10 protein-coding genes and 2 pseudogenes are annotated in these 12,796 nt (G+C 68.3%); 9 read left to right on the forward strand and 3 right to left on the reverse strand.

The window, feature by feature from the left end; genetic code table 11:
- From ASG27_RS21480 to ASG27_RS21490, 4 genes and pseudogenes are all read left to right on the forward strand, one after another.
- The coding region (locus ASG27_RS21480) for a methyl-accepting chemotaxis protein (protein ID WP_235504106.1) at window positions 1-781 on the forward strand (781 nt) is incomplete at its 5' end.
- A gap of 327 nt (window positions 782-1,108) precedes the next feature.
- A partial coding sequence (locus ASG27_RS21485; protein WP_156388148.1) for an MCP four helix bundle domain-containing protein occupies window positions 1,109-1,954 on the forward strand: 846 nt, incomplete at its 3' end.
- A 35-nt stretch (window positions 1,955-1,989) separates the two neighbouring features.
- Window positions 1,990-2,396 (forward strand): annotated as a pseudogene (locus ASG27_RS27190) (methyl-accepting chemotaxis protein); the annotation flags it as partial.
- A 1-nt stretch (window position 2,397) separates the two neighbouring features.
- Window positions 2,398-3,173 (forward strand): annotated as a pseudogene (locus ASG27_RS21490) (methyl-accepting chemotaxis protein); the annotation flags it as partial.
- A gap of 318 nt (window positions 3,174-3,491) precedes the next feature.
- On the opposite strand, the gene recJ reads toward ASG27_RS21490, so the two are convergent.
- Window positions 3,492-5,216: a single-stranded-DNA-specific exonuclease RecJ gene (recJ, locus tag ASG27_RS21495; RefSeq protein ID WP_056420660.1), complete on the reverse strand. Its 1,725-nt coding sequence runs from the start codon at window positions 5,214-5,216 to the stop codon at window positions 3,492-3,494.
- The gene (locus ASG27_RS21500) at window positions 5,213-6,187 is read right to left on the reverse strand and encodes a hypothetical protein (RefSeq protein WP_056420662.1); all 975 of its coding nucleotides are present in this window, start codon (window positions 6,185-6,187) and stop codon (window positions 5,213-5,215) included. The genes recJ and ASG27_RS21500 overlap by 4 nt, the downstream gene beginning before the upstream one ends.
- 80 nt (window positions 6,188-6,267) lie before the next feature.
- Here ASG27_RS21500 and ASG27_RS21505 point away from each other — a divergent pair, with 80 nt between their 5' ends.
- From ASG27_RS21505 to ASG27_RS21515, 3 genes are all read left to right on the forward strand, one after another.
- Entirely contained in the window at window positions 6,268-7,521 is a 1,254-nt protein-coding gene (locus ASG27_RS21505; protein WP_056420665.1) for a lipoprotein-releasing ABC transporter permease subunit, read from the forward strand.
- Window positions 7,514-8,242, forward strand: coding sequence for a lipoprotein-releasing ABC transporter ATP-binding protein LolD (gene lolD, locus ASG27_RS21510; protein WP_235504107.1), 729 nt, complete (start codon window positions 7,514-7,516; stop codon window positions 8,240-8,242). Before ASG27_RS21505 ends, lolD begins: the two co-directional genes overlap by 8 nt.
- Before the next feature lie 149 nt (window positions 8,243-8,391).
- Window positions 8,392-9,318, forward strand: coding sequence for a LysR family transcriptional regulator (locus ASG27_RS21515; protein ID WP_056420667.1), 927 nt, complete (start codon window positions 8,392-8,394; stop codon window positions 9,316-9,318).
- A gap of 48 nt (window positions 9,319-9,366) precedes the next feature.
- Here the strand turns inward: ASG27_RS21515 and ASG27_RS21520 are convergent, their stop codons facing one another.
- Window positions 9,367-10,581, reverse strand: a complete 1,215-nt coding sequence (locus ASG27_RS21520) for a D-amino acid dehydrogenase (RefSeq protein WP_056420672.1) — start codon at window positions 10,579-10,581, stop codon at window positions 9,367-9,369.
- Window positions 10,582-11,002: 421 nt separating this feature from the next.
- On the opposite strand from ASG27_RS21520, the gene ASG27_RS21525 reads away from it, so the two are divergent.
- Together ASG27_RS21525 and ASG27_RS21530 are read left to right on the forward strand one after the other, a co-directional pair.
- A complete protein-coding gene (locus ASG27_RS21525) occupies window positions 11,003-11,896 on the forward strand; it encodes an amino acid ABC transporter substrate-binding protein (protein ID WP_056420675.1) in 894 nt (297 codons plus the stop codon).
- Window positions 11,897-11,915: 19 nt separating this feature from the next.
- On the forward strand, window positions 11,916-12,701 hold the full coding sequence (locus ASG27_RS21530) for an aspartate/glutamate racemase family protein (protein ID WP_056420677.1): 786 nt from the start codon (window positions 11,916-11,918) through the stop codon (window positions 12,699-12,701).
- Window positions 12,702-12,796 lie beyond the last annotated feature (95 nt).

The raw sequence follows: 12,796 nt of genomic DNA on the forward strand, positions 1-12,796 counted from the left end.
CAGCAGCAAAAAGATCAACGACATCATCGGCGTGATCGACGGCATCGCCTTCCAGACCAACATCCTGGCACTGAACGCCGCGGTGGAAGCAGCCCGCGCTGGCGAGCAAGGCCGCGGCTTTGCGGTGGTGGCCAGCGAAGTGCGCAGCCTGGCCGGGCGCAGTGCAGAGGCGGCCAAGGAAATCAAGGCACTCATCGGCGCCTCGGTGCAGAACGTCGAATCGGGCTCGGCCCAGGTGGCCCAGGCGGGGCAGACCATGCAGGAGATCGTGGCCAGCGTGCAGCGCGTGAGCGACCTGATCGGCGAGATCACGGCATCGTCCACCGAGCAACGCGACGGCATTGCGCAGGTGAACCAGGCGGTCACGCACCTTGATCAGATGACGCAGCAGAATGCGGCGCTGGTGGAGGAATCGACAGCCGCAGCTACCTCGATGCGCGACCAGGCGCAGCGTCTGGCCGAAGTGGTGTCGGTGTTCAACGTGGGTGCGATGGCGGTGCATGCACCCGCCCCGTCACCCCAGGCCTCCCGGCCCGCCCCTGCGGCAGCACCCCGGCCGGCATCTTCAGCCACGCCCCGCATAGGCGGCACTGGAGCCAAACCTGCCGCGGCCGCCTCTACCGCCCGGCCCCCCGCCACCAAAGCCCCGGCAGCGCCGCGGCTGGCGTCTTCCAAGCCCGCCTCGGCATCCAAGGCCGCAGGGACCGCAACGGCCCCATCCAACGCACCGGCACCCCGTGCGACAGCAGGAGGCAACGACGATGACTGGGAAAGCTTCTGACAGGGCGCCCGATCCCGGATGGCGGCCCTGGCCGCTACCGAATTGATAGCTGCTGGCGCAGATCAGCCGTGCGGTAGCGGCAATTTTTAGCGAAACCCAGCCCGTGCGCTGTCACCGGCAGGCTCGGTAGGCCGCCTGCGACTCGGGCGCGCGGCCAGCGTCTGTCTGCCGTTCCCGGGGTTTCTGAATGCGGGTTTCTCCCGGTGAATGGCTGGCGCAAGAGGGTGCCTGGCTGGCGTAGGCTATGGGTTGTTGCTGATGTAATCGAATGTTTCCGGGCGAGCCGCGCCTTGCATGAACACACAACAGATCCACCAGGGAAAAACCATGCAATTCGACAATATCCGCGTCTCCCGCAAGCTGTGGGGCGCATTTCTGGGCCTGATGATCGGCATGCTGCTGCTCTCGGGCTTTGCGCAGAACCGGGCCAACACGTCCATGTCTGCCGCCATTGATGCGGTGGTGGAGATCGAGGCACGCATCTCGTCGGCCGTGCGCTGGCGGGGCTCCACTGAAACCGCGGTCACCATGGTCATGGGCGGCGCGGTGACCACCGACGCGGTGCTGGCCGAGCAGTACGGCGCCAAGGTCAAGGAAATCATCGGCTCCATCAACAAGGTGCAGGAAAGCATCGTCGCCACGGCCACCGCGCCGGAAGAAAAGGCATCGCTCGACAAGGTGCTGGACGCGCGCAAGGCCGTGCTGGCCGCCACCGCCAAGACCTGGGAGCTCAAGGGCGCAGGCGATGCCGTGGCGACCCAGAAGTTTGCGGACGACGAGTTCGCGCCCCTGGTCACCAAGTACCTCAAGGCCCAGGACGACTTCGTGGCCACGCTGGAAAAGCGCCGCGATGCCATCCGTGCCGACGCCACCGCGCGCCGCGTGGAGTACGCCATCTGGGGCATCGTCACCTCGCTCGTGCTGATGGCGGTGGGCTTGTTCCTGGCGTGGAAGCTGGTGCACTCCATCACCGTGCCGCTGAACCAGGCGGTCGAGAACATCGACGCCATTGCCGCAGGCGACCTCACGCGCGAGATCCAGTCCACCCGCAAGGACGAATTCGGCCACATGCTGCGCGCGCTGTCGGCCATGTCCGAACGTTTGCGCGGCGTGGTGGGCGAGGTGCGCACGGGCGTCAATTCCGTGTCCTCGGCATCGGTGGAGATCGCCAACNATGAAAAAAGAGCCCTCAAAGGGCTCTTCTCACCCGCGCGCTGTCGGCCATGTCCGAACGTTTGCGCGGCGTGGTGGGCGAGGTGCGCACGGGCGTCAATTCCGTGTCCTCGGCATCGGTGGAGATCGCCAACGGCAACCACGACCTGTCGGCCCGCACCGAGCAGACGGCCTCCAACCTGGAGGAGACCGCGGCCAGCATGGAGCAGCTGACTGCCACCGTGAGCCAGTCGGCCGACACCGCCCGCCAGGCCAACCAGCTGGCCAGCACCGCAGCCCAGGCTGCAGCGCGCGGCGGCGAAGTGGTGGGCCAGGTGGTGACCAGCATGCAGCAGATCACCGACAGCAGCAAAAAGATCAACGACATCATCGGCGTGATCGACGGCATCGCCTTCCAGACCAACATCCTGGCACTGAACGCCGCGGTGGAAGCAGCCCGCGCNGGCCAGGTGGTGACCAGCATGCAGCAGATCACCACAGCAGCAAAAAGATCAACGACATCATCGGCGTGATCGACGGCATCGCCTTCCAGACCAACATCCTGGCACTGAACGCCGCGGTGGAAGCAGCCCGCGCYGGCGAGCAAGGCCGGGGCTTTGCGGTGGTGGCCAGCGAAGTGCGCAGCCTGGCCGGGCGCAGCGCCGAAGCCGCCAAGGAGATCAAGGCACTCATCGGTGCCTCGGTGCAGAACGTGGAATCCGGCTCGGCCCAGGTGGCCCAGGCCGGGCAGACCATGCAGGAGATCGTGGCGAGCGTGCAGCGCGTGAGCGATCTGATCGGCGAGATCACCGCATCGTCCACCGAGCAACGCGACGGGATTGCGCAGGTCAACCAGGCCGTGACGCACCTCGATCAGATGACCCAGCAGAACGCAGCGCTGGTGGAGGAATCGACAGCCGCAGCCACCTCAATGCGCGACCAGGCGCAACGACTGGCCGAAGTGGTGTCGGTATTCAACGTCGGCGCTATGGCTGTGCAGGCCCCCGCCCCGGCACCACGCCCCGCACCCGCCGCGCCCAGGCCTGCCGCCGCGGTCAAGGCCGCCGCGCCTGCCGCACGCGTCGCCGCACCGTCCAAGCCTGCCAGCGCAAACGCCAAGGCGCCAGCCGCGCCCCGGCTCGCGTCGTCAACCGCCCCTGCAGCCCCTCGCGCAGCCGCTCCATCACCCGCGCCCCGTGCTACCGCGCAGGGAGGGGATGACGACTGGGAGAGCTTCTAAAAATTATGAATGTTGTTGGCGCAAGCTTCCAAAGTCAAACACACAGACGAAGAAACAAAGGCAGCCCTGGCTGCCTTTGCTTTTGGTACTTCACCGAACAGACGTCAATATCCGCCTCGCCGACCACACCCGACCTTGTCAACGGGCGTTTGTATGCTGCGGATACCGGAATCGCCAAAAAACCTTAGCCACTGTCGCAGCGCAAGCCAGCGGCAGCCGCGCAAGGGCCGCCCCGCCGCGCTGGCTGCGTCCCCCTTCCCGAATCGCGCAGCGATTCGAGAGAAGGGGGATGGCGCGAAGCGCCTCAGGGGGATGCCCCTAAGTTTCAGCGCCCTCCACCAAAAACTGCACCTTGCGCTCCCCCTTCCACTCGTTCACATCCAGCCGAAACGCCAGCAGCACCCGCGCAGGCAGCTGCTCGGTGTGCCCGAACCAGATCGCGTCGACGGGATTGCCCTGGTGCATGAGCTTGATCGACAAATGGTTCTTGGCCTCGCCCACGAGGCGCTGGCTCACGATCTGCACTTCTTCGCTGAACGTGGGTGGCAAGAAGCCCTGGCCCCAGACCTCGCGGTGCAGGGTGTCCACGATGTCGGCGCGGCAGTACTCCGCCGACAGCGGGCCGTCCGTCTCGATGCGGCGGGTGAGGGTGGAGGCATCGAGCCACTCCTGCGCCACCTGGGCCAGTGCCTGCTCGAAGGTGTCGAACGAGTCCGCATCCACCGTGCAGCCCGCCGCCATGGCGTGCCCCCCGAACTTCAGCAGCACGCCCGGGTGGCGCTTGGCCACCAGGTCCAGCGCATCGCGCAGGTGAAAGCCCGGGATGGAGCGGCCCGAGCCCTTGAGCTCGTGCGATTTGCCCGGCGCGCTGCTGGCGGCAAACACGAACGTGGGGCGGTGCAGTTTGTCCTTGATGCGGCTGGCCACGATGCCCACCACGCCTTCGTGAAAATCGGGGTCGAACACGCTGATGGCGGGTGGCGGCTCCTCGCTGTCGTCGAACAGGCTCTCGGCCATCAGCATCGCCTGCTCGCGCATGCCGCCCTCGATCTCGCGGCGCTCACGGTTGATGCCGTCGAGCGTGGCGGCCAGTTCGGCAGCGCGGCCCGCATCGTCGGTCAGCAGGCATTCGATGCCCAGTGTCATGTCCGCCAGGCGGCCTGCGGCGTTGATGCGCGGGCCCAACGCAAAGCCGAAGTCGAACGTGGTGGCGACGGGCGCCTTGCGGCCCGCGGCGTGGAACAGCGCCGCCACCCCGGCGGGCATCTGGCCCGCGCGGATGCGCTTGAGGCCCTGGGCGACCAGGCGGCGGTTGTTGGCGTCGAGCCGGACCACATCGGCCACCGTGCCCAGCGCCACGAGAGTCAACAACGGGTCCAGCTTGGGTTGGGTGGCCGCATCAAAAACACCCCGCGCCCGCAACTCGGCCCGCAGCGCCAGCAGCACGTAGAACATCACGCCCACGCCGGCCATGGACTTGCTCTCGAACGTGCAGCCGGGCTGGTTGGGGTTGACGATGGCGTCGGCCGCCGGCAGCGCGGGGCCCGGCAAGTGGTGGTCGGTGACGACCACGGTCAGGCCCAGCGCCTTGGCTTCGGCCACGCCGTCCACGCTGGCGATGCCGTTGTCCACGGTGATCAGCACATCGGCCCCGCGCTCCTTCACGCGGCGCGCGATGCTGGGCGTGAGGCCATAGCCGTCCGTCACGCGGTCGGGCACCAGGTAGTCCACCTGCTGCGCGCCCAGCATGCGCAGGCCGCGCACGCCCACGGCGCAGGCGGTGGCGCCGTCGCAGTCGTAGTCGGCCACGATCACCAGGCGCTGGTTCTGCGCCATGGCGTCGGCCAGCAGGCGGGCGGCGTCGCCAATGCCCTTGAGCCCGTGTTCGCCGCTGGGCGGCAGCAGCCGGGCCAGGCCGTCGTCCAGTTCGTCCTTGGCCCGCACGCCACGCGCTGCGTACAGGCGCGCCAGCAGCGGGTGCACGCCGGCCTGCTCCAGCGCCCAGGCGGCACGGGGGGGAATGTCTCTTGCTATTATTTTCATAGCTGGTTGCGCAGGTCCATAAAGCGGGAGGGCTTGAAAAAGCCTTGAATGCGCTGGGTGAGCGTGCGCGGGGCGGAATGAAAGGCCAGGGCGCTGCGCTCGCCGCACAGCGTGAGTTGCACGGGGGTGCCGGCCTCGGCCTGGCGCAGCAGGTCGGCCACGGGGCCTGCGTCGAGCGCGGCCCACGCCGTGCGCCAGGCGCGCCAATCGTCGCGCAGTGCGGCGTCGCGCAAGGTGGTGGGCAGGGTGGGGTTCACGGCCTTGGATGCGGCCGGGGGCAAGGCCTCTGGCAGCACACCCGCGCCATGGACCCAGAACGAGTTGACCACCGGCAGCTCGCGCGCCGATCGCTCGTCGTTGAAGGCATGGGTGTAGAGCAGCATCTGCATCTCGCTGTGCAGTCGGTGCAGGGTGCGGGCAGCGGGCTCGGCACGGGCGTCGGGCATCCAGGCGCGCACATCGCGCAGCAGCACACGCTCGAGCGATGCGGTGGCGAGCTGCGCAAACAGCGCGCCGCTGGCCAGCCAGCGTGTGGGCTGGTCGTAATGCAGCGTGATGCCGTCTTCGGCAAACCAGGGCGAGACGATGGCCAGCAGCGCGCGCGACGCCGCCTCGTCCAGGCCCAGCGTTTCAGGGTCGCGCAGGGTGACGTGGTCGGTGGTGACCTGCCACTGGCAGGGCGTGAAGAACGCCCACGCCTGTCCGTCGGCGGCCAGGCCCTGCTGGTGGCGGTACCAGGCGGCCCACGGGATGCGGCCGTCCTGCGCGGGCAGGCCCAGGTCGCGCGCCAGGGCGCGTTCATGGGGCGTGGAAAAGCTGGTGTCTTCGCCGTTGTCGCTCAATGCGGGGAGGGGGCTGAGCCGGGCCAGGAGCCTGTCCAGGTGGGGCAGGGCCAGGTCCTGCAGGGCTTGCTGGCATCCCTCGGAAGCGCTTGCGGCATAGGGAATGAGCAAATGGGTGGTGTCCGACATCCCCCTATTGTCCGGGATGCCACAATCTGCCCCGCCCCGACCAGACATTCCGCGCTGCCGGGGCCTCTTCTTTTTGATCCATGAAAATCCCTTACGAACTGGCCCTGGGCTGGCGCTACACCCGCGCCGGCCGCGCCACCCGGCGCAACGGCTTCATCTCGTTCATCTCGGGCGTGTCCATGCTGGGCATCGCGCTCGGGGTGGCCGCCCTCATCATCGTGCTGTCGGTGATGAACGGCTTTCAGAAGGAAGTGCGCGACCGCATGCTCAGCGTGGTCTCGCACATCGAGATCTTTGCGCCCCAGGGGGCCGCGCTGCCCGACCCGGCGCTCACGCTGGCCGAGGCCAAGAAGAACCCCAATGTGGTGGGCGCCGCGCCGTTCGTCTCGGCCCAGGCGCTGCTGGCGCGCGGCGAGGACATGAAGGGCGCGCTTGTGCGGGGCATCGACCCGGCGCTGGAAGGCGCGGTGACCGACCTGGCGGCCACCAATGAAAAGACGCTCAACCTGCTCGTGCCCGGAGAATTCCGGGTGGTGCTGGGCGGCGAGCTGGCCCGTGCCCTGGGTGTGCGCGCTGGCGATGTGGTCACGCTGATCGCCCCCGCAGGGCAGGTCACCCCGGCGGGCGTGGTGCCGCGCCTCAAGCAGATGACGGTGGCGGGCACCTTCGACTCGGGCCACTACGAATACGACTCGGCCCTGGTGCTGCTGCACCACGAGGACGCGCAGCGCATCTTCCGGCTGGAAGGCCCCACCGGCGTGCGCCTGAAGCTCAAGGACCTGCACCAGGCCCGCGAAGTGGCGCAGCAACTGGCCAACAGCCTGAGCGGCATGCTGCTGGTGCGCGACTGGACACAGCAAAACCGCACCTGGTTCGCCGCCGTGCAGCTTGAAAAGCGCATGATGTTCATCATCCTCACGCTCATCGTGGCGGTGGCTGCGTTCAACCTGGTCTCTACCCTGGTGATGACAGTGACCGACAAGCGCGCCGACATCGCCATCCTGCGCACCCTGGGCGCCAGCCCCAAAAGCATCATGGGCATCTTCGTGGTGCAAGGCGCCATGGTCGGCGTGATCGGCACCGCGGTGGGCCTGCTGCTCGGCCTGGGTATCGCCTTCAACATCGACGTGATCGTCCCGGCCATCGAAAAGGCCCTGAACGCGAGCTTCCTGCCCAAGGACATCTACCTCATCAGCAAGATGCCCAGCGAGCCGCAAAGCAGCGACATCGTGCCCATCGGGCTCATCTCGCTGGTGCTGGCCTTCGTGGCCACCCTGTACCCCAGCTGGCGCGCCAGCCGTGTGAACCCTGCCGAGGCGCTGCGCTATGAGTGACAAGAACAACAACTACAACAACGACACCGGCCACGCCGCCCCTGCTGCGGGCGCCGTGGTGCTGGAAGCCAAGGGCCTGACCAAGCGCTTCACCGAAGGCCGGCTCGACGTGACCGTGCTCAAGGGCGTGGATCTGCAGATCCGCGCGGGCGAGACCGTGGCCATCGTCGGCGCATCGGGCTCGGGCAAGAGCACCTTGCTGCACCTTCTGGGCGGCCTGGACGCGCCCACCGCGGGCAGCGTGCGCCTGAAAGGCGAGGCCATGTCGTCTCTGTCGGCCGAGCGCCAGGGCCAGCTGCGCAACCAGCACCTGGGCTTCATCTACCAGTTCCACCACCTGCTGCCGGAGTTCAGCGCGCTGGACAACGTGGCGATGCCCCTGCGCATCCGCCGCATGCCCGACGCCCAGGCCCACGAGCAGGCCGCCCAGGTGCTCGCGTCGGTGGGCCTCAGGGAGCGCGTGCACCACCGCCCCGCCGAACTCTCCGGCGGCGAGCGCCAGCGGGTCGCCATCGCCCGGGCATTGGTCACCCGGCCGGCGTGCGTGCTGGCCGATGAGCCCACGGGCAACCTCGACAGGTCGACCGCCGATGGCGTGTTCGAGCTGATGCTGCAGCTGGCGCGCGACCATGGCACCGCGTTCGTCATGGTCACCCACGACGAGTCGCTGGCCGCGAGGTGCGGGCGGGTGGTCCGGCTGGTGTCGGGGGTTTTGGGGTGATGTGAGCCAGGGGAGGGCCGGCGTGCGCCGAAGCAGCGGAATCGCCAGCGCCTGCATCCCGGTGCGCAACCGCATGAACGCGATCCCGCCCGCCAACCATAGGATCATCCGGTATTGCGCAACCGGCCCATTCCTTGCATCGTCACCCCATGCGCCTTCGCCACATTGAAGTCTTCAACGCCGTCATGCTCACCGGCAGCGTGAGCGCGGCGGCCCGCCTCATCAACGTGACCCAGCCGGCGGTGAGCCGCATCCTGGCGCACGCCGAACTGCAGCTGGGCTTTCCGCTCTTCAACCGCTTGAAGGGCCGCCTGGTGCCTACCACCGAGGCGCAGACGCTGTACCCGCACATCGAGCGCCTGTTCACCCAGCTCGACGACGTGCAGCGGCTGGCCAACAGCCTGAAGGGTGGCCGGCGCGAGGGCGAGTTGCACATCCTGAGCGTGCTGGCACTCAGCTACGAAGTGCTGCCGCGCGCGCTGCGGTTCTTTCGGCAGGCGCATCCGGACGTGGTGATCACCATCGATGCGCTGCATTCGCCGCAGATCATCTCGGCCCTGGTGCTGCAGGAGGCCGACGTGGGCTTTGTGTTCAGCGCGGTGGCGCACCCCTCGCTCACGCAGGAGCATCTGGCCGACGGGCGCATGCTGTGCGTGGCGCCCAAGGGCATGCTCGCGGCGGCGCTGGTGCAGTCCGGCACCGTGCACCTGGCCGACCTGGCGGAGACGCCCGTGGTGCGGCTGGATGTGCGCGACCCCATCGGCACGGTGGTCAGCCACGCGTGCCGTGAAGCGGGGGTGGGGCTCAACACCGCCATTACCGTGCAGACCTACCACGCCGCGCTGGCGCTGGCGCACCACGGGCACGCGGTGGCGGTGGTGGATGCGTGCACCGCCGCCTCAGCGGACCGCAGCAAGGTCGATGTGCTGGCGCTGGCACCCCACATCGCCGTGCCCATCAAGTCGCTGCGCACCGTCAACCGGCCCAGCTCGCTGCTGGCCAGTGCCATGACGCGCTGCATGCGACAGGCGGTGGCCGAGACCATGGCGTCCGTGGGCGTGCCGGTGGCCGAGTGATGCGGTAGTGCAGTGCGCGGCCTGACGCCGGCGCATGCATCAGGCGCATCAGGCGGGTGCGAGCCGCTGCGCCAGCTGCGCTGCCGTGCCGAACGCGAGCGTGAAGCCCAGGGCCCCGTGCCCGGTGTTGAGCAGCAGGTTGTCCGGCGCACGGGTGTGCGGCCCCACCAGCGGCACCCCGGTGGGGGTGGCCGGGCGCATGCCGGTCCAGGGGTGCAGTCGCCCGAAGTCGCTGCAGCCCGGAAAGACCGCACGGGCCGCCTCGCACAGGCTCTGGATGCGGGCGGGCGGGATGTGGTCGTCGTGCCCTACCAGCTCGGCCATGCCCGCCACGCGCAGGCGCTGGCCGATGCGCGCGAACACCACCTTGCGCGCCGCATCGGTCACGCTGACGTGGGGGGCGGTGCGGGGTGCGTCCGTGGTGTCCAGGGTGATGCTGTAGCCCTTGAGCGGGTAGACGGGCAGGCCAAACCCCAGGGTCTGCGCGGCCTGGTGGCTGGCGCTGCCCAGGGCCAGGACGAACTGCTGCGCTTCGACGTCACCGGCGCTGGTGCGGGCGGCCACGATGCGCCCGCCCTCGCGCGCAAAGCCGGTCACCCGGGCTCCCAGCACGAAGCGCACGCCGCGCTCTGCCAGCCGTTGCTGCAGGCCCAGGCAGACCTTGAGGCAGTCGGCCGCGCATTCGCTGGGCGTGTGGATCGCACCGGCGATGCGGCCCTGGTAGTGCGCGAGGGCGGGTTCGAGCTCCACGCAGCGCGTGGCGGATACGGCTTCCTGCGGGCTGCCCCAGGGCTGCTGCAGGTCCATCTGGCGGCGCGCGGCGGCCAAGGCCGCGGGCGTGTCGTACAGCACCAGTTTGCCGGTGGTCGAGAAGTCGCACTCCAGTTTTTCGGCCTGCAGCATGGCGTCGAAGTGATGGCGGCTCAGCGCGGCGAGGGCGAGCAGTTGCCGCGTGCTCTGCTCCGACGTGTGCCGGTTGCACGCACGCAAGAAATCCACGCCCCAGCGCCACTGGTGCACATCCCACTGCGGCCGCAGCTTCAGGGGGGACTGGGGCGACAGCAGCAGCTTGGGCAACTGGCGCCAGATGCCGGCATCCGCCAGCGGCTGCACGTAGCTGTAGCTCAGTTGCGCGCCGTTGCCGCCGCTGGCGCCAGCGCCGGGCTGGGCCTGGTCGACCACGGTCACGGCCATGCCGCGCTGGTGGAGTTCATACGCGGTGGCCAGGCCGACGATGCCGGCGCCGAGAACACATACCTGCATTGGGTGGGACGGGGTGTTGAAGGGATGGAAGGATGGGGTGCGGGACTCGAGGCCACTGTAGGGCGCGGGCCCCCGCCTGAACAATGCCAATGCCGCCGGTGGCCATGCCGGGAAGTTATGTGCACCGCCCGACGAGGTGCGCGGATGCGCAAGGTGGGCCTGCGGGGCCAGGAAATGGCACTTGGATGGTGCGGCTGCCTGCACCAAACTGGCGGCATAACTTTTGGTCATGGCCTACCTGTGCAAATGAATTGTTCAAGGGCGGCGCAAGTTCCTACAGTGCACCTGCGTTCCGGTTTTTTGCATGTGCCGGTTCACGCGGTCACTGGATTTTTTCCGTGTCAGTGTGATCCGGCTCCCCGGCTTTTTTCGGTCGCGCCACGTCCATTCACTGCCCATCGTTTTGCACAAAGGGATTTCCATGAAGCTCTCTGCCGTCACCTCCGCCGCCTTCGTTGTTGCCACCGGCCTGCTGGCCTGCACCGTGGCCCAGGCCGACACCCTCAAGAAGGTGGCCGAGTCGGGCAAGATCACCGTGGCCTACCGCGAGTCGTCGGTGCCCTTCAGCTACCTGGCGGGCCCCGGCGCACCGGTGGGCTTTGCGGTGGACATCACCAACGCCGTGGTCGATGCGGTGAAAAAGCGCGTGAACAACCCGGCCCTGAAGGTGGACCTGCAGGCGGTCACGTCGCAAAACCGCATTCCACTGCTGCAAAACGGCACCATCGACCTGGAGTGCGGCTCCACCACCAACAACAGCACGCGCGGCAAGGACGTGCAATTCGCCATCAACTATTTCTACACCGGCACGCGCCTGCTGACCAAGAAATCGTCGGGCGTGAAGAACTACGCCGACCTGGCCAAGAAGAAGGTGGCCAGCACCTCGGGCACCACCAACGCGCAGGTGATCCGCAAGTACAACCGCGACAACAACCTGGACATGGACATCGTGCTGGGCAAGGACCACGACGACGCCGTGCTGCTGGTGGACAGCGGCCGCGCCGAGGCCTTCGCGATGGACGACATCCTGCTGTTCGGCCTGATGGGCAACATGCGCAACCCGGCGGACTGGACGGTGGTGGGCGATTCGCTGCAGGTCGAGCCCTATGCCTGCATGCTGCGCAAGGACGACCCGCAGTTCCAGGCGCTGGTCAACGGCGTGATCGGCGGGATGATGAAGTCCGGCGACTTCGACAAGCTTTACACCAAGTGGTTCAACTCGCCCGTCCCCCCGCGCAACCAGAACCTGAGCCTGCCCATGAGCAAGGAGCTGCGCGACAACCTGGCCGCGCAGAGCGACAAGCCCGCCATCTGACGCACGGACCGGAGCGCGCATGCCAGTGTCTGCAAGCCACAGCCCGCAGCCCCAGGTGGTGGGGATCCTCGGCGGCATGGGCCCTGCCGCGGGGGCCGACTTCGTACGCCTGTTCGTGCAGGCCTGCACCGACCGCATGGCTGCCCTGGGCATCCCCGTGCACGACCAGGCCTACCCCGAGCACTGGCTGGCCCAGGTGCCCATTCCGGACCGCACGGCCGCGCTGAACGACACGCGCGAGGGCGCGCACCAGCCGGCCGAGCCCATGCTGCAGGCCACCGGCCGGCTGGCCGCGCTGGGCGCGCGCGTGGTGGCCATTGCCTGCAACACGGCGCACGCGTGGCATGGCCTGCTGCAGCAGCGGTTTCCGCAGATGGTGGTGCTGCACGGCATGCAGGAAGTGGTGGCAGGCTTGGCTGCCCAACAGGTGCAGGGAGTGGGCCTGCTGGCCACCCGCGGTGCCTACGACGCGGGCCTGTACCAGCGCGAACTGGCACGCAGCGGCATCGAGTGCTTCGTGCCCACGGCGGCGGAGCAGGACGTGCTGATGCAGGGCATCTACGACGGCGTGAAGGCCGGCAACTACCGCCTCGCGCGCGACCGCTTCGAATCCGTGTCGCGGGCCCTGCAGCAGCGCCACAACGTGTCCACGCTCATCATGGGCTGCACCGAGATCCCGCTGGCGCTGAACGACAGCCCGCGCCTGCCGGGTGTGGCGCTGGTCAACCCCACCCTGGTGCTGGCCGGCGCATTGGCGCGGCATGCCTACCGAGATGCGGCGCAGCCCGCATCCTGCCGGGGCTGAACACCATGCGCCACTTCGTTCCCGGCCTGCGGCAGCCGCTGAGACCCGCAGCGCTCTGTGCCGCGCTGGCTATGGCCTGGGCCGGCTGTGCTGCT

The organism is Acidovorax sp. Leaf191 (assembly GCF_001424425.1).
Lineage (GTDB): Bacteria > Pseudomonadota > Gammaproteobacteria > Burkholderiales > Burkholderiaceae_C > Acidovorax.